This is a genomic window from Vannielia sp. ABF1_015, from assembly GCF_056160745.1.
The window spans coordinates 745,131-760,305 of record NZ_JBSWXT010000002.1; the positions used below are offsets into that span (position 1 = coordinate 745,131).

The 15,175-nt window shown below is 65.8% G+C and carries 16 protein-coding genes and 1 tRNA gene; 14 read left to right on the plus strand and 3 right to left on the minus strand.

Translation table 11 applies throughout. The features are described 5' to 3' along the window. Positions 1–76 precede the first annotated feature (76 nt). The 4 genes from paaG to ACXAG6_RS15985 are packed head-to-tail and all read left to right on the plus strand — an operon-like array spanning position 77 to position 3,203. Complete coding sequence (gene paaG, locus ACXAG6_RS15970; protein WP_475338787.1) at positions 77–859, plus strand: 2-(1,2-epoxy-1,2-dihydrophenyl)acetyl-CoA isomerase PaaG; 783 nt, start codon at positions 77–79, stop codon at positions 857–859. After that, on the plus strand, positions 856–1,293 hold the full coding sequence (gene paaI / locus ACXAG6_RS15975; RefSeq protein ID WP_475338788.1) for a hydroxyphenylacetyl-CoA thioesterase PaaI: 438 nt from the start codon (positions 856–858) through the stop codon (positions 1,291–1,293). The genes paaG and paaI overlap by 4 nt, the downstream gene beginning before the upstream one ends. Next, positions 1,290–2,591, plus strand: coding sequence for a phenylacetate--CoA ligase PaaK (gene paaK, locus ACXAG6_RS15980; protein WP_475338790.1), 1,302 nt, complete (start codon positions 1,290–1,292; stop codon positions 2,589–2,591). Before paaI ends, paaK begins: the two co-directional genes overlap by 4 nt. A 3-nt stretch (positions 2,592–2,594) precedes the next feature. Continuing rightward, positions 2,595–3,203, plus strand: a complete 609-nt coding sequence (locus ACXAG6_RS15985; protein ID WP_475338791.1) for a TetR/AcrR family transcriptional regulator — start codon at positions 2,595–2,597, stop codon at positions 3,201–3,203. A 9-nt stretch (positions 3,204–3,212) separates the two neighbouring features. Here ACXAG6_RS15985 and ACXAG6_RS15990 read toward each other — a convergent pair whose 3' ends face one another. Both ACXAG6_RS15990 and ACXAG6_RS15995 read right to left on the minus strand, forming a co-directional pair. Continuing rightward, positions 3,213–4,718: a CRTAC1 family protein gene (locus ACXAG6_RS15990; protein WP_475338793.1), complete on the minus strand. Its 1,506-nt coding sequence runs from the start codon at positions 4,716–4,718 to the stop codon at positions 3,213–3,215. Further along, the gene (locus ACXAG6_RS15995; protein ID WP_475338794.1) at positions 4,715–5,986 is read right to left on the minus strand and encodes an ROK family protein; all 1,272 of its coding nucleotides are present in this window, start codon (positions 5,984–5,986) and stop codon (positions 4,715–4,717) included. The genes ACXAG6_RS15990 and ACXAG6_RS15995 overlap by 4 nt, the downstream gene beginning before the upstream one ends. Positions 5,987–6,221: 235 nt before the next feature. On the opposite strand from ACXAG6_RS15995, the gene xylF reads away from it, so the two are divergent. The 10 genes from xylF to ACXAG6_RS16045 all read left to right on the plus strand — a co-directional run bounded on the left by xylF (position 6,222) and on the right by ACXAG6_RS16045 (position 14,992). Further along, positions 6,222–7,241, plus strand: coding sequence for a D-xylose ABC transporter substrate-binding protein (gene xylF, locus ACXAG6_RS16000; RefSeq protein ID WP_475338795.1), 1,020 nt, complete (start codon positions 6,222–6,224; stop codon positions 7,239–7,241). Between the two features lie 104 nt (positions 7,242–7,345). Beyond that, positions 7,346–8,638 (plus strand): sugar ABC transporter permease, encoded by a 1,293-nt coding sequence (locus tag ACXAG6_RS16005; protein WP_475338797.1) that lies wholly within the window; start codon positions 7,346–7,348, stop codon positions 8,636–8,638. Beyond that, on the plus strand, positions 8,638–9,414 hold the full coding sequence (locus tag ACXAG6_RS16010) for an ATP-binding cassette domain-containing protein (RefSeq protein ID WP_140014876.1): 777 nt from the start codon (positions 8,638–8,640) through the stop codon (positions 9,412–9,414). Before ACXAG6_RS16005 ends, ACXAG6_RS16010 begins: the two co-directional genes overlap by 1 nt. Further along, a complete protein-coding gene (xylB, locus tag ACXAG6_RS16015; protein ID WP_475338798.1) occupies positions 9,414–10,853 on the plus strand; it encodes a xylulokinase in 1,440 nt (479 codons plus the stop codon). Before ACXAG6_RS16010 ends, xylB begins: the two co-directional genes overlap by 1 nt. Then, positions 10,850–12,154: a xylose isomerase gene (xylA, locus tag ACXAG6_RS16020; protein ID WP_475338799.1), complete on the plus strand. Its 1,305-nt coding sequence runs from the start codon at positions 10,850–10,852 to the stop codon at positions 12,152–12,154. The genes xylB and xylA overlap by 4 nt, the downstream gene beginning before the upstream one ends. A gap of 53 nt (positions 12,155–12,207) precedes the next feature. Beyond that, positions 12,208–12,459, plus strand: coding sequence for a type II toxin-antitoxin system RelE family toxin (locus ACXAG6_RS16025; RefSeq protein ID WP_475338800.1), 252 nt, complete (start codon positions 12,208–12,210; stop codon positions 12,457–12,459). Between the two features lie 12 nt (positions 12,460–12,471). Beyond that, on the plus strand, positions 12,472–12,816 hold the full coding sequence (locus ACXAG6_RS16030) for a helix-turn-helix transcriptional regulator (RefSeq protein WP_475338802.1): 345 nt from the start codon (positions 12,472–12,474) through the stop codon (positions 12,814–12,816). Positions 12,817–12,879: 63 nt separating this feature from the next. Beyond that, positions 12,880–13,050, plus strand: coding sequence for a hypothetical protein (locus ACXAG6_RS16035; RefSeq protein WP_168223018.1), 171 nt, complete (start codon positions 12,880–12,882; stop codon positions 13,048–13,050). Between the two features lie 62 nt (positions 13,051–13,112). Next, positions 13,113–14,336 carry an NAD(P)/FAD-dependent oxidoreductase gene (locus ACXAG6_RS16040; RefSeq protein ID WP_475338804.1) on the plus strand — a complete coding sequence of 408 codons (1,224 nt, stop codon included), beginning with the start codon at positions 13,113–13,115 and terminating at the stop codon, positions 14,334–14,336. 107 nt (positions 14,337–14,443) lie between these two features. Next, on the plus strand, positions 14,444–14,992 hold the full coding sequence (locus ACXAG6_RS16045) for a fasciclin domain-containing protein (protein ID WP_140014882.1): 549 nt from the start codon (positions 14,444–14,446) through the stop codon (positions 14,990–14,992). A gap of 107 nt (positions 14,993–15,099) precedes the next feature. Here ACXAG6_RS16045 and ACXAG6_RS16050 read toward each other — a convergent pair. Continuing rightward, positions 15,100–15,175, minus strand: a tRNA-Thr gene (locus tag ACXAG6_RS16050).

Genomic DNA, 15,175 nt, shown 5'->3' on the forward strand with positions numbered 1-15,175 from the left:
GAGATCCTCCCTGTTGCCGGAATTAATTGACCAACCGGACGGTTTATGCAAACGATTCCGCCGGGAGGACTGCAAAATGAGCGAAACGATACGGGTGGAGTCTCACGGCGACTGGGTGGAAATCACCCTCAACCGGCCGGAAAAACTCAACAGTTTCAACGAAGAGATGCATCTGGCGTTGCGGGCCGCGTTGGAGAGCGCGGCAGACGCCCGCGCCGTGCTGCTCACCGGCGCGGGCCGTGGATTCTGCGCCGGGCAAGACCTTGGCGATCGTGACCCGGCCAAGATGGAGGGCACGCCCGACCTCTCGCAAACCCTCACCAAATTCTACAACCCGCTGGTCCGCCAGATCCGCGCCCTCGCCTGCCCGGTGATCTGCGCCGTCAACGGCGTCGCCGCTGGCGCGGGGGCCAACGTGGCGCTGGCCTGCGATATCGTGCTCGCCGCGCAATCCGCCAAGTTCATCCAGAGCTTTGGCAAGATCGGCCTCGTGCCCGACTCCGGCGGCACATGGTCCCTCCCCCACCTCGTCGGCATGGCCCGCGCCAAGGCGCTCACCCTCACCGCCGAGCCGCTGCCCGCCGAAACCGCCGCCGATTGGGGCCTGATCTGGAAGGCCCTGCCCGACGATGCCCTCATGCCGGAAGCCCGCGCGCTGGCGGAAAAGTTGGCAAGCGGCCCCACCCACGGCCTTGGGCAGATCAAGCAGGCGCTCCACGCCGCGACCACCAACACGATGGACGAGCAGCTTGACCTTGAGGCCGAAACCCAAAAGCGCTGCGGCGCGCACCCCGACTATGCCGAAGGCGTCGCCGCTTTCCTGCAAAAGCGCGCGCCCAACTTCGGGGCCAAGCCATGACCCCGCAAGAACGCGCCGCGCAATCCGCCGCCGTGATGTGGGCGCAGGATGCGGCCTCCAAGTGGTTCGGCATGGAGCTGGGCGCTGTCGCCGAAGGCACAGCCAGCCTCACCCTCACCATCGCGCCGCACCACTGCAACGGCCACGGCATCTGCCACGGCGGGGTGATCTTCGCGCTGGCCGATAGCGCCTTCGCCTTCGCCTGCAACAGCCGCAACCAGTCCACCGTGGCCCAGCAGAACCAGATCACCTACCTCGCCCCCGGCCGCTTGGGCGAAACCCTCACCGCCACGGCCCGCGAAACCTCTCTCCAAGGCCGCACCGGGCTGACGGATGTGACCGTCACCGGCGAGGAAGGCCGCGTGATCGCCCAGTTTCGCGGCCTCTCCCGCGCCATCCCCGGCGCCCTCTTCGATGAAGGGAATGAGCAATGATCGACCTCACGCCCCCCCGCGATACCCTCGACCCGATTGAGGTCGCCTCCCGCGACGAAATCGACGCGCTTCAACTGGAGCGCCTGAAATGGTCGCTCACCCACGCCTATGAAAACGTGCCCTTCTATCGCGCCAAATTCGACGCGGCGGGCGTGCACCCCGATGACCTCAAGAGCCTGAAAGACCTCGCCAAATTCCCCTTCACGGTCAAATCCGACCTGCGAGACAATTACCCCTTCGGCCTCTTCGCCGTGCCGCGCGAGCGCATCTCCCGCGTCCACGCCTCCTCCGGCACCACCGGCAAGCCCACCGTTGTCGGCTACACCGCCAAGGACATCGACACATGGGCGACGGTCGTCGCCCGCTCGATCCGCGCCAGCGGCGGCACGCCCGGTGACATCATCCATGTGGCCTATGGCTACGGCCTCTTCACCGGCGGGCTCGGGGCGCATTACGGGGCCGAGAAACTGGGCTGCACCGTCGTGCCCGTCTCGGGGGGCATGACAGAGCGGCAGGTGACCCTGATCGAGGATTTCGGTGCCTCCATCATCATGGTCACCCCCTCCTACATGCTCTCCATCCTCGATGCCTACCGCGCCGCCGGGCGCGATCCGGCGCAAAGCCCGCTCAAGGTGGGCATCTTCGGGGCCGAGCCATGGACCAACGCGATGCGGGAAGAAATTGAACAGGCGTTCAACATGCACGCCGTTGATATCTATGGGCTATCCGAGGTGATGGGCCCCGGCGTGGCGAACGAGTGTGTAGAAACCAAGGACGGGCTGCATATCTGGGAAGATCACTTCTATCCCGAGATCATCAACCCCGATACCGGCGAGCCGGTAGAAGATGGCGAGTTGGGCGAACTGGTGTTCACCACGCTCACCAAGGAGGGCATGCCGATCATCCGCTACCGCACCCGCGACCTCACCCGCCTGCTGCCCGGCACCGCCCGCTCGATGCGCCGGATGGAGAAGGTGACGGGCCGCAGCGATGACATGATCATCCTGCGCGGGGTCAATGTCTTCCCCACCCAGATCGAAGAGCAGCTTCTCAAATGTCGGGGCCTTGCCCCGCATTTCCAGATCGAGCTGACCCGCGCCGGCCGGATGGACGCGCTGACCGTGCATTGCGAGCATACCGGCGAGGCGGCCTCCGCCGAAGCCTCGGCACAGGAGCTGGCACATCACATCAAATCGGTCGTCGGCATTTCCGCACGGATCGAGGTGCATGACCCCGAGGGGGTTGCCCGCTCGCAGGGCAAGGCGCAAAGGGTGGTCGACAACCGCCCGAAGGAATAGGCCATGGCCCGTCCGATTGCCGCAGACCATGAAGAAAAGCGCCGTGACATCCTGCTCACGGCGGCGCGGGTCTTTGCCGAAGGGGGCTATGACCGGGCCTCGATGGCCGAGGTGGCGCGGGCCTGCGGCATCTCCAAGGCCAATATCTACCACTACTATCAGGGCAAGGAGGCGCTGCTCTTCGACATTCTGGATGTGCACCTCAAGCGCCTGCGCGACCGGATTCGCGCGGTGGAGGCCGAAGAGGCCGAGCCCCGCACGCGCCTCGTGGCGATGCTGCGGGTGATCCTGCGCGATTACGAGGGGGCTGACCACAAGCACCAACTGCAGATGAACGCGCTCGCCACCCTGCCCGCAGAAAGCCAGTCGGTGCTGAAAGACTATCAGCGCGACATGGTGCGCCGCCTTTCCGCCACCCTCGCCCTTCTGGCCCCTGCCAAACTCGCGGCCTCCAAGGCGCGGATGCGCGATGTCACCATGTCGGTCTTCGGGATGCTGAACTGGTTCCACATGTGGCAACCTCGCGCAACGCCAGCCGAGCGCGATGACTATGCCGCACTGGTGGCGCGTCTGGCGCTCGACGGTCTGGCCGGGGTGCAGGCGGATCGGTAACGCCGGGCGTCAGTGCCCCCGCCAAACCGCGCCCGGATACTCCACACGATAGCTCCGCCCGGCGTCGACCGCGTGCCACGGCCCAACCGTGCCATCCGGCCAAATCACCCGCGCCTGCCCGCCATCGGCAGCGCCAAGCCCAAAGTGCAGCGGCATCAGTTGCGCGCCCGCGTGGCCACCGCCAATGGTGCGCTCCTGCGCCTCGCTCAGCCCCTCCGCCCGCACTTCCACCCATGCGCCCACCGCATCCCGGTTCGACCCCGGCTGCACTGGCGCAATGGCCAGCCAATGCCCGGTGCCCTCGGTCACGTTGCGATACACCTCCATCGGCGCACGGCGGTTCACCACCACAAGGTCCAACCGCCCGTCGCCATCAAGATCGGCCAGCGCCGCGCCGCGCGAGCGCTCCGGCGAGGCGACACCCGCGTCCGCCGCCACCTCCCGAAACACCCCGTCCTCCCCCTGCATCAGCAGGTTGTTCGGGTCGTCCATCGCCATGCCCGGCATCTGGTCAACATTGCCCTTGGCAATAAACAGATCGGCCTGCCCGTCGTTGTCCACATCGCCAAACTCGGCGTGCCAACCGGTAGAGGGGCGGCCATCCTCTCCGGTATGGGGGGTGGTGGCCGTGGTGCCGCTGCCATAGGGCGCCCGCACATAGCCCGCGCCATCCCACTCCATCAGCACCTGATCTCCCATCGAGGTCAGCATCACCTCGGGCCGCCCATCGCCCGTCAGGTCGCGGCTGGCAATGCCCATGCCCCAGATCGAAACCGGCTCGAAACCTTCGGCCTCGTTCAACAACCGGGGCGCTGCCTCAAGCCGCCACATCTGCTCCGTGCCGCCCGAAACGTAGTAATGCCGGTCATTGGACACCCGCAAATCCTGCTGACCGCGCCGCGCCCAATCTGAGAACAGGATCGAAAGCGCGCAGAACCCCGGCTCCAGCGTGGTCACAGGCCCGTAGCCCTCCGGCCCGGGCCGGTAGAGATGGTTCACGTCGCAGGCCTCAAAGGGGCCGTCCGGATCGTCGCGATCAACGTAGTTGCCAAAGGCGAGCGTCGGCCAGTCCTGCCCCGCCTCCCATGTGGCCGAAAATGCCGTGCTCCAGCTCTCGCCACCATCAAAGCCCCAGCCAGCCCGCTCAAAGCCGCAATCGCCGGTGCCGCGCAGCAAGACGTTCTCGCCCACCCGGGTAAGCACAAGGTCGCGCAGCCCGTCGCTGTCGATATCCACCGGGAAGACGCCGGTCACATGGGTGATCTCGGGGAAGGCACCGGGGGCAAACGCCATATTACCACCGTTGCGCAGCAACACAGCCGAGGCCTCGCCACCCGCTGCCACAATCTCCGGCAGCCCGTCACCCGAGCAGTCGAACACCGCCACGCCGCCGCCCACGAAATGCTCCCACCCGCCCGCGTAGATGTGCTTCACCGGCAGGGCCACCGGCTCAAACCGGGGCTCCGCCATGGCGGGACCGGCCGCCAGCGCCACCAAGCAAAGAAGTCGGATCATGCCGCCGGCCGCCCCACCAGTCGCTGCGCCGCCTTATCCAGCGCCAGCGCCGCCGCGCCGCGCGCCCAAACCAGATCGCCCCAGGTGTTCACCGTCACCTCCGGTGCCTTGCGGCCCTTGCCCACGATCAGCCCCGACATCTCGCGCATCACCTCATCCGCATAAAGGTATTGGTATTGCATCCGCTCCCCCGAAAGGATGATGAGCGATGGGTCGAAGAGGTTGATCACATTGGCAAGCCCGGCCGCCATGTAGCGACCGGCGCGGCGAAAGATGCTGATGGCCCCCTCGTTGCCCGCCTTGGCGCGGTCATGCAGGCTTTCCAGCACCATCTGCGGCGAAAGCTGAAGGCGGCTGTCGAGCTCCAGGGCCGTGTGGGCCTCGCGCACGAGGGCATAATCCGAGGTATAGGCCTCAAGGCAGCCACGTTGGCCGCAGCGGCACAGCGCCCCGTCCAGCTGCACCTTGGTGTGGCCAAGCTCCAGCGCCACCGAATGTGCGCCGCGATAAAGCCCCTGCCCCAGCACCAACCCCATGCCCACGCCCTGCTCGATCGAGACAACGGCAAAATCCCGTGCCATCCGCCCGCGCCCAAACCAAAGCTCGGCAAGCGTCAGCAAGTTGGTGTCATTGTCGATCCACGTCGGAATGCCGGTGGCCTCTGTCAGTAGCCGTGCCAACGGCACGCCCTCGCCCTCCAGCACCGACGACCACAGCACCAGCCCCTCGGGATGATCCACCAAGCCCGGAAGCCCCGCGCCCAGTGCGAGCACCGAAGCCGGGTCAACTCCCGCCTTGGCAAGAACATCACGCGCCAATTGGTCGATTTCGCGCAGCACCACCTCCAGCGAGCGCGCCTGTGCATCGCGGTTCAGCGTGGCCGAGGCCACGGTATTGCCCGCCATGTCAGTAATCACCGCCGTGTGCTTGAACTCCGCAAGCTTCAGCCCAATCACATGGCCAGCGCCGCCACACACCCGGAGCGAAACCGGTGGGCGTCCGCGTCCACCGGGCCGTGGGGTGCCCTCGACCTCCTCGACCAGCGCGCTGCCGATCAACTCAGAAACCACCGCCGTCACCGTCGCAGGGCTGACATCAAGCGCCCGGGCCAGATCGACACGCGCAATCAGCCCGGCGCTGCGAATGACCTCATAGGCCAAAAGCAGCAACGGGGCCGATGCTTCAGCCTGCGGCTGTCCGCGGATCGGCCCGCAGCCAGCAAGCCGAGCCTCCGCCTCGCCGTCATTATGCGACATCTCAATCTGCATTACTTCAACTTATCAAGTTAATTATCACTCCCTGCCTTCCAGCTAGACACATGGAGGCCGCAATACGCAAGTTTTTAATCACGAAGTGAAAGATAGCTCAGTCAGCACATCACAATGCCGAACATTTATTTTGACAACCAAACGAAATGCCGCCAGTTTTACCCTGCCTGAACGAAAGAGTCGGGTGCCCAGTCACGCCGCCGGGCGGGCCGGGTTGAACCTTTGGGAGGACATCATGAAAAAGACGCTTCTCGCCGCCGCTCTGGCTTCGGCGGCCATCACCGCACCAGCTTTCGCCCAGACCGTGGGCGTGTCCTGGTCGAACTTTCAAGAAGAACGCTGGAAAACCGACGAAGCCGCCATCAAGGCCGCGCTCGAAGCCGCCGGGGCGACCTATGTATCGACCGACGCGCAAAGCTCGGCCTCCAAGCAGCTGACCGACGTCGAAAACCTGATTTCGCAGGGCGTCGACGCGCTGATCATTCTCGCGCAAGACAGCCAAGCCATCGGCCCCGCCGTGCAGGCCGCCGCTGACGAGGAAATCCCGGTCGTCGGGTATGACCGCCTGATCGAAGATCCGCGCGCCTTCTACCTGACCTTCGACAACGTCGAAGTTGGCCGCATGCAGGCCCGCGCCGTGCTCGAAGCCGCGCCCAAGGGCAACTACGTGATGATCAAGGGCTCGCCCACCGACCCGAACGCAGATTTCCTGCGCGGCGGCCAGCAGGAAGTGCTGCAATCGGCCATCGACGCCGGTGACATCACCATCGTCGGCGAGGCCTACACCGATGGCTGGCTGCCCGCCAACGCCCAGCGCAACATGGAGCAGATCCTGACCGAGAACGACAACAAGGTCGACGCGGTCGTGGCCTCCAACGACGGCACCGCCGGTGGCGTTGTTGCCGCGCTCACGGCGCAGGGCATGCAGGGCATCCCGGTGTCCGGCCAAGACGGCGACCACGCCGCGCTGAACCGCGTGGCGCAAGGCACCCAAACGGTCTCCGTCTGGAAGGATGCGCGCGCCCTCGGCCAGAAAGCCGGCGAAATCGCCGTGGCCCTCGCCAATGGCACCGCCATGGCTGATGTCGAAGGCGCACAATCCTGGACCTCGCCCGGCGGCTCCGAGCTGACGGCCGTGTTTCTCGCCCCGGTGCCCGTCACCGCCGAGAACCTGACCGTCGTCACCGACGCCGGCTGGATCGAGAAAGACGCCCTCTGCCAAGGTGTCACCGGCGGCCCCGCGCCCTGCGAGTGATCCGCGGCTTCTAACGTTTCCGGGGGCGGCCACCGCGCTGCCCCCGGCCCCTCGCCCGCCAAGGCGGCCACACAACACACCTAATTTCCGGGGGAGAGCGAGCCTTGAGCGACGCCACTTCTGACCACGCGGCACCACCTCGCCGCCCACTCCTGCAAACGCTGGAAGTCGATGTCCGCCTGCTCGGCATGATCGGCGCCTTTCTGGCGATCTGCATCGTGTTCAACTTCTACACCGACGGGCGCTTCCTCTCGGCCCGCAACATCTTCAACCTCACGATCCAAACGGTCTCTGTCGCCATCATGGCCACAGGCATGGTCTTCGTCATCGTGACCCGCCACATCGACCTCTCCGTCGGTGCCCTGCTGGCCTTCTGCTCCGCCGTCATGGCGATGTTGCAGGCGCGCTGGCTGCCCGGCTTGGGGCTGGAGCTCGGCTCGCCCCTCATCGCCCCGCTGGCCGTGCTGGCGGGCCTCGCCACAGGCGTGGTGATCGGCTGCTTCAACGGTTGGCTTATCGGCTATCAGGGCATCCCGGCCTTCATCGTCACCCTCGGCGGTTTCCTCGTCTGGCGCTTCGCCGCGTGGTATCTCACCTCGGGCCAAACCATCGGCCCGCTCGATCAAACCGTGCTGCTCTTCGGCGGCTCCGAAGGGATCCTCGGTGAAACCTGGTCCTGGGTCGTCGGCGCGGTGCTCGCCGGGCTGGCGGTGCTGGCAATCTACTCGGCGCGGCGCAACAAGGTGCGCCACGAGTTTCCCGTCAAACCCGCATGGGCCGAAGCCGTCATGGCCACGCTGGCCGCCGGGGCCATCCTCGGCTTCGTCTGGCTGCTCAACAGCTACGACATCCCGCGGGGCAAGCTGCGCCGCATGTTCGAGGCGCAGGGCCAAGAGCTGCCCGAAGGCTTCACCACCGGCCACGGCCTGCCGATCTCGGTGCTCATCCTGATCGCCGTTGCGGTGGTGATGACGGTGGTCGCCCGCAAAACCCGCCTCGGGCGCTACATCTTCGCCACCGGCGGCAACCCCGACGCCGCCGAGCTCTCGGGCATCAACACCAAGCGGCTCACGATCAAGGTCTTCGCCATCATGGGTTTCCTCTGCGGCCTCTCCGCGCTGGTCGCCCAGGCCCGCCTGCAAAACCACGCCAACGACATCGGCACGCTCGACGAGCTGCGGGTGATCGCGGCAGCCGTGATCGGCGGCACCGCGCTCGCCGGGGGCTCAGGCACCATCTACGGCGCAATCCTCGGCGCGCTCATCATGCAATCCATCACCTCCGGCATGGGCATGGTCGGCGTCGACGCGCCGCTGCAAAACATCGTCGTCGGCTCGGTCCTCGTCTTCGCGGTCTGGATCGACCAAGTCTATCGCAAGCGCATGGGGGTCAAGTGATGGTCGACAGAACAGGAACCCCGCTGGTCCAGATGACCGATATCCGCATCGCCTTCGGTGGCGTGCAGGCCGTCGATGGCGTGTCGATAGATCTCTACCCGGGCGAAGTCGTCGGGCTGCTGGGCCACAACGGCGCCGGCAAATCGACCCTGATCAAGATCCTCTCGGGGGCCTATGCCGCCGACTCCGGTGAAATCCGCATCAATGGCGAAAAGGCCGAGATCACCTCGCCCCGCCACGCCCGCGATTACAACATCGAAACGATCTACCAAACCCTCGCGCTGGCCGACAATCTCGACGCGCCCGCCAACCTCTTCCTCGGGCGCGAGCTGACCACCTCCCTCGGTTTCGTCGATGACGACCGGATGGAGGCCGAGACGCGCAAGATCATGTCGCGCCTCAACCCCAACTTCAAAAAGATCAAGGAGCCGGTCTCCGCCCTCTCCGGCGGCCAGCGCCAATCTGTTGCCATTGCGCGGGCGGTCTATTTCAACGCGCAGATCCTCATCATGGACGAGCCCACCGCCGCGCTCGGCGTGCATGAAACCAAGATGGTCGCCGACCTGATCCAAGAGCTGAAGTCGCAGGGCCTCGGCATCTTCCTCATCTCCCACGACACCCGCGAAATGCTCGATCTGTGTGACCGTGTCTCGGTGATGAAAAACGGCAAGCTGGTGGGCACCGAACGCGTCGAGGACGTAACCGAAGACGACATCCTGTCGATGATCATCCTCGGCAAAAACCCGGTGCGCGACGGCGCTGAGGAACCTGCCTGATGTTCCTCGGTCTCGATCTCGGCACCTCCGGCCTCAAGGTCGTCCTCATCGACGATGCGCAAAACGTGGTGGGGGAGGCCCACGCCCCCCTCACCGTTCAACGCCCGCACCCCGGCTGGTCCGAGCAGTCGCCCGCCGACTGGCTCGCCGCCACCGAAACCGCACTCGATACGCTGGCCGCCCGCCACCCGCTGGCCAAGGTGCAGGGCATCGGCCTTTCCGGGCAGATGCACGGCGCGGTCTGCGTCGATGCCTCCGATGAGGTGCTGCGCCCCGCAATTTTGTGGAATGACACCCGCAGCGCCGAAGAGGCCGCCGCGCTTGACGGCGATGCAGCGTGGCGCGCGATCTCGGGCAACATCGTCTTCCCCGGCTTCACCGCGCCCAAGGTGCACTGGATGGCCGCGCACGAGCCCGCCCTGCGCGAGCGCATCGCCCGCGTGTTTCTGCCCAAGGATTACCTGCGCTACTGGCTCACCGGCGAGGCCGTGTCAGAAATGTCCGACGCCTCAGGCACCTCATGGCTCGACACCGGCGCACGCGACTGGTCCGAAACCCTGCTCGCCGCCTCCGGCCTGACCCGCGATCACATGCCAAGCCTCGTTGAAGGCTCCGCCCCCTCCGGCACCCTGCGACCCGTGCTGGCCGAGCGCTGGGGCATGGGGCCAAACGTGGTGGTCGCTGGCGGCGGCGGCGACAACGCCTGCTCCGCTGTCGGCGTGGGCGTGGTCGGCAAGGGGCAGGCCTTCGTCAGCTTGGGCACTTCCGGCGTTCTGCTGGCCGCAACCGAAAGCTACGCCCCCGCCCCCGAAACCTCGGTGCACACCTTCTGTCATTCGCTCCCCGGCATCTGGCACCAGATGGGCGTGATCCTCGCCGCCACCGATGCGCTCGAATGGTATGCCCGCCTCACCGGCTCCCCGGCGGCGCAGCTCACCTCCGAGCTTGGCCCGCTCAAGGCCCCGGGCCGCGCCCTGTTTCTTCCCTATCTGGGCGGCGAGCGGACGCCGCACAATGACGCGGCCATTCGCGGCTCGCTCACCGGCATCGAGCATGTCACCGATCTCGATGCAGGCACCCGCGCCGTGCTCGAAGGCGTCACCCATGCCATCCGCGATTGCCACGATGCGCTCGCCGCCACCGGCACGCAGTACGAGAGCATCCTCGCCGTCGGCGGCGGCTCGCGCTCCGACTACTGGCTCTCGGCCATCGCCACCTCGCTCGGCGTGCCCGTCGAGATCCCGGTGGCCGGCGACTTCGGCGGAGCCTACGGCGCTGCCCGCCTCGCCCTCATGGCCGCCACCGGCGTCGGGCCGGAAGCCGCCAAACGCCCCGAAATCGCCCGCGTGATCGAGCCCGTGCCCGCGCTGCAAGATGCCTTCGCGCAGGCCCACGCCCGCTACCAAGCCACCTACAAAGCACTGAAAGGCCTCTCTTGATGTCCTATTTCGCCGGTATCGAAGCCGCCCAATACGAAGGCCCCGAAACCACCAATCCGCTCGCCTTCCGCCATTACAACCCCGCCGAAAAGCTGGGCAACAAGACGCTTGAAGAGCACCTGCGCTTCGCCGTCGCCTGGTGGCACAGCTTTGCCTGGGAGGGGGGCGACCCCTTCGGCGGGCGCACCTTCGAGCGGCCATGGTTCGGCAACGAGATGGAGAAGGCCAAGGCCAAGGCCGATGCGGCGTTTGATCTCTTCGCCATCCTCGGCCAGCCCTACTTCTGCTTCCACGATGTCGATATCCGCCCCGAGGGCGCGGGCTTTGCCGAGAACACGGCAAACCTCGAAGAGATGGTCGATTACATCGGCACCAAGATGGAAAACGCCAAGACCAAGCTGCTCTGGGGCACCGCCAACCTCTTCTCGCACCGCCGTTTCATGTCTGGCGCCGCCACCAACCCCGACCCGGATGTCTTCGCCTTCTCCGCCGCCACCATCAAAACCTGCATGGACGCGACGATAAAACTCGGCGGCGAAAACTATGTGCTCTGGGGTGGCCGCGAGGGGTATGAAACCCTGCTGAACACCGACCTCAAGCGCGAGCGCGAACAGGCCGGGCGGATGCTCTGCATGGTGGTCGATTACGCCAAGAAACAGGGCTTCAAGGGCACCATCCTGATCGAACCCAAGCCGCAGGAGCCGACCAAGCACCAGTATGATTACGACGTGGCCACGGTTTACGGCTTCCTCAAGGACTTCGGGCTTGAGGGCGAGGTGAAATTGAACATCGAGCAGGGCCACGCCATCCTCGCGGGCCACAGCTTCGAACATGAGCTCGCCCTCGCCGCCGCCCTCGGCGTCCTCGGCTCCGTCGATATGAACCGCAACGATTACCAAAGCGGCTGGGACACCGACCAATTCCCGGTGAGCTTGCGCGAAACCACCCTCGCCTATTACGAAATTCTCAAGGCAGGCGGCTTCACCACCGGCGGCACCAATTTCGACGCCAAGCTGCGCCGCCAGTCGCTCGATCCCGAAGACCTCGTGGCAGGCCACATCGGCGCAATGGACATCTGTGCCCTGGGGCTGAAAAAGGCCCACGCGATGATCGAGGAAGGCTCCCTCCAAGCGGAACTTGACGCGCGCTATGCTGGCTGGAACGACCCCGCCAGCAAGGCCATGCTCACCTCCGACCTCACCTCCATCGCAGAACGCGTGGCGAAAGACGGCCTCAACCCCGAGCCCCGCTCCGGCAAGCAGGAAAAACTCGAAAACCTCGTCAGCCGTTTCGTGGCCTGACGCCCCAATGTAGCCCTTGACGACACTGTCGCCATGGGCTACATTCCGCCCGTGTGAAAGACATCCGCTACACCCGCGCCGCCGCCAAGGCGCTGTCCCGTCTGCCCGCCAACACGCGCGATCGCATCCGCTCGAAGATCGAAGCCTTCGCCGCAAATCCGGCGTCGCAGACCAACAATGTCACCGCCCTCAAGGGCCGCGAAGGCATTCGGCTTCGGGTTGGCTCGTGGCGGGTTATCATGAGTGACGAGGGCGTGGTGCTGGCCGTTCTCGATATCGGTCCGCGTGGTGGAATTTATGACTGAAGGAGCGCTGCGATGAATGAAACCGTCACCATCCCCCGCGCCGATTACGAAGCGCTTGTGGAAGCCTCCGAGCTGCTGGCCGACCTTCAGGCCCATGACACGGCCCGCCACGCCCTCGCCACCGGCGCGGAAGAGCTGCTGCCCGCCCATGTCGCCAACCGCCTGATTGATGGCGACAGCCCGCTGCGCGTCTATCGGGAGCACCGCGGGCTGACTCAGGTCGCACTCTCCGAGGCCTCCGGCGTCAACCGCGTGCAAGTCGCCGACATCGAATCCGGCCGCAAAACCGGCTCGGTCACGACCCTGCGCAAGCTCGCCGATGCCCTCTCGGTCGGCCTCGACGACCTCGCGCCCTGACCTTCTTTCCCTTGCAATAGGTCCGATCCGGCCCTACCTTGTGACTCCAAGGAGGATCGACTCATGACCGACAAGACCCCCGATACCACCCTCAAACACATGATAGGGGCCGCCAAGCGCCAGCCTGCCGAGGGTGCACACCCGGCAACCAAGGCCGCCCTGCGCCGCACCACGGCACCGGACGCCGCCCGCAAAGACCAATACGCGCGGATCGAACGCGGCATCACCGCCTGAGGCCCTTGCCAACCGGGCATTTTTGGCCAAACCATCCGGGTAGCCCACTGCCCGGATGACCCATGCCGCACCACCGCCCTGCCCGCATCTCCTATGACACCGTGATCATCGGCGGTGCCGTCATTGGGGCCTCCGTGGCCTGGCACCTCGCCACCTCTCCCGATTACAGCGGCTCCATCCTCGTGATCGAGCGCGATCCGAGCTTCGCCCAAGCCTCCACCGCCCTCTCCAGCTCGTCGATCCGGGTGCAATTCTCGCACCCGACCAACGTTGCCATGTCACTTCACGCGGGTGAGGTCATCGCCCGCTGGCCCGAAGAGATGGGCACCGCAACCGACAAACCCTCCCTCGGCTACCATCCCGGCGGCTACCTCTTTCTGGCCGAGACCGAGGCGCAAGAGGCCACCCTGCGCGCCAACCATACCACCCAAAGAGCTGCTGGTGCCGATGTATCGCTCTGGTCCCCCGGCCAGCTCTCAGCCGCCTTCCCGCACCTCATCACCGATGACATCCGCCTCGCCTCCTACGGCAACGCGGGCGAAGGCTGGTTCGACTCGGCAATGATGATGCAGGGCTACCGCGCCCGCGCCCGCGACGCCGGGGCAGAGCTGCTGACGGGCGAGGTCACCGCCCTCACGCGCTCCGGCGCCCGCATCACCCATGTCACCCTCGCCAGCGGCGATGTCATCAGCGCGGGCAACGTCGTCAACGCCTCCGGCCCCCGCGCCGCGCTCACCGCCCGCATGGCCGGGCTGCACATTCCGGTCGAGCCGCGCAAACGCACCTCCTTCGTCTTCGACTGCGCGAAAAGCCCCGAAGGCAGCGCCACCGTCAACGCGGGCCGCCTGCCGCTGATGATCGACCCCTCCGGCATTTACGTGCGCCCAGAGGGCCGCTACTTCCTCACCGGATGCGCCCCGCCCGTCGATACCGCAGTCGATTTCGACGATTTCGAGCCACGCCACGAAGATTTCGAAGAGATTATCTGGCCCGTCCTCGCCGCCCGCTCCACCGCCTTCGAAGCGATCAAGCTGATCAACTGCTGGGCCGGCCACTACGCGATGAACACGCTGGACCATAACCTCGTCGTCGGCCCCTCGCCCGAGGTCGAAAACTTCTTCTTTGCCAATGGCTTCTCCGGCCACGGGCTGCAACAGGCCCCCGCCGTCGGGCGCGGGCTGGCCGAGCTTATCACCCACGGTCGCTACACCACACTGGACCTCTCCCCGATGGGCTACGCCCGCATCGCCGCCTGCTCGGAACAGATGGAAACCGCCGTCATCTGAGAGCGCCCGCGCAAAAAATCTTTGCCAATTTGAAACTGTCCTCCGCCCCGCTCCGTATCTCTCTTTAAGGGCAACACGCCCAAGATACCAACAGGAAGGACTTTCCAATGCTTCGCACTCTCACACTCGCCGCCACCGCCGCCGCCCTCACCACCGGCGCCGCCATGGCCGCCAACCCCACCGTCGGCGGCGCGCCGATGCTGGTCGAGCGCAATATCGTCGAGAACGCGGTGAACTCTCCGATCCACACCACCCTCGTCGCCGCCGTCAAACAGGCCGGCCTCGTGGATACGCTGGCCTCCGAAGGCCCGTTCACCGTCTTCGCACCGACCGATGCCGCCTTCGCGATGGTCAAGCCCGAGTCGCTGAACGCCCTGATGCAGCCCGGCGCCAAGAAGCAGCTCACCGAGATCCTCACCTGCCATGTGGTCGGTGCCAAAGCCATGTCGAACGCCATCGCTGGCATGATCGCCGATGACGGCGGCAACCACCCTGTCGAAACCCTCGGCGGCTGCACCCTTCAGGCCAAGATGACCGGCGGCAAAATTACCCTGACCGACGAGAACGGCCGCACCGCCACCGTCACCGTGGCCGATGTCGAGCAATCCAACGGCGTGATCCACGTGATCGACCGCGTGCTCCTGCCCAAGCAATAACCCTCCACTCACAAAACAGCCGCCCGCCGCCCCGCGCGGCGGGCAGCACCAAAAAACCAAAAAGCGCCTCCTCAACGGGGGCGCTTTTTTTGTGCTGCAAGGAAGAATGGTGCCCCCACACGGACTCGAACCGCGGACCTACTGATTACAAATCAGTTGCTCTACCAGCTGAGCTATAGGGGC

What these genes read in the sequence shown, in the direction of transcription:
- paaG (WP_475338787.1), top strand. Translation starts at nt 77, where the DNA reads ATGAGCGAAACGATACGGGTGGAGTCTCACGGCGACTGGGTGGAAATC.
- paaI (WP_475338788.1), top strand. Translation starts at nt 856, where the DNA reads ATGACCCCGCAAGAACGCGCCGCGCAATCCGCCGCCGTGATGTGGGCG.
- paaK (WP_475338790.1), top strand. Translation starts at nt 1,290, where the DNA reads ATGATCGACCTCACGCCCCCCCGCGATACCCTCGACCCGATTGAGGTC.
- ACXAG6_RS15985 (WP_475338791.1), top strand. Translation starts at nt 2,595, where the DNA reads ATGGCCCGTCCGATTGCCGCAGACCATGAAGAAAAGCGCCGTGACATC.
- ACXAG6_RS15990 (WP_475338793.1), bottom strand. Translation starts at nt 4,718, where the DNA reads ATGATCCGACTTCTTTGCTTGGTGGCGCTGGCGGCCGGTCCCGCCATG.
- ACXAG6_RS15995 (WP_475338794.1), bottom strand. Translation starts at nt 5,986, where the DNA reads ATGCAGATTGAGATGTCGCATAATGACGGCGAGGCGGAGGCTCGGCTT.
- xylF (WP_475338795.1), top strand. Translation starts at nt 6,222, where the DNA reads ATGAAAAAGACGCTTCTCGCCGCCGCTCTGGCTTCGGCGGCCATCACC.
- ACXAG6_RS16010 (WP_140014876.1), top strand. Translation starts at nt 8,638, where the DNA reads ATGGTCGACAGAACAGGAACCCCGCTGGTCCAGATGACCGATATCCGC.
- xylB (WP_475338798.1), top strand. Translation starts at nt 9,414, where the DNA reads ATGTTCCTCGGTCTCGATCTCGGCACCTCCGGCCTCAAGGTCGTCCTC.
- ACXAG6_RS16030 (WP_475338802.1), top strand. Translation starts at nt 12,472, where the DNA reads ATGAATGAAACCGTCACCATCCCCCGCGCCGATTACGAAGCGCTTGTG.
- ACXAG6_RS16035 (WP_168223018.1), top strand. Translation starts at nt 12,880, where the DNA reads ATGACCGACAAGACCCCCGATACCACCCTCAAACACATGATAGGGGCC.
- ACXAG6_RS16040 (WP_475338804.1), top strand. Translation starts at nt 13,113, where the DNA reads ATGCCGCACCACCGCCCTGCCCGCATCTCCTATGACACCGTGATCATC.
- ACXAG6_RS16045 (WP_140014882.1), top strand. Translation starts at nt 14,444, where the DNA reads ATGCTTCGCACTCTCACACTCGCCGCCACCGCCGCCGCCCTCACCACC.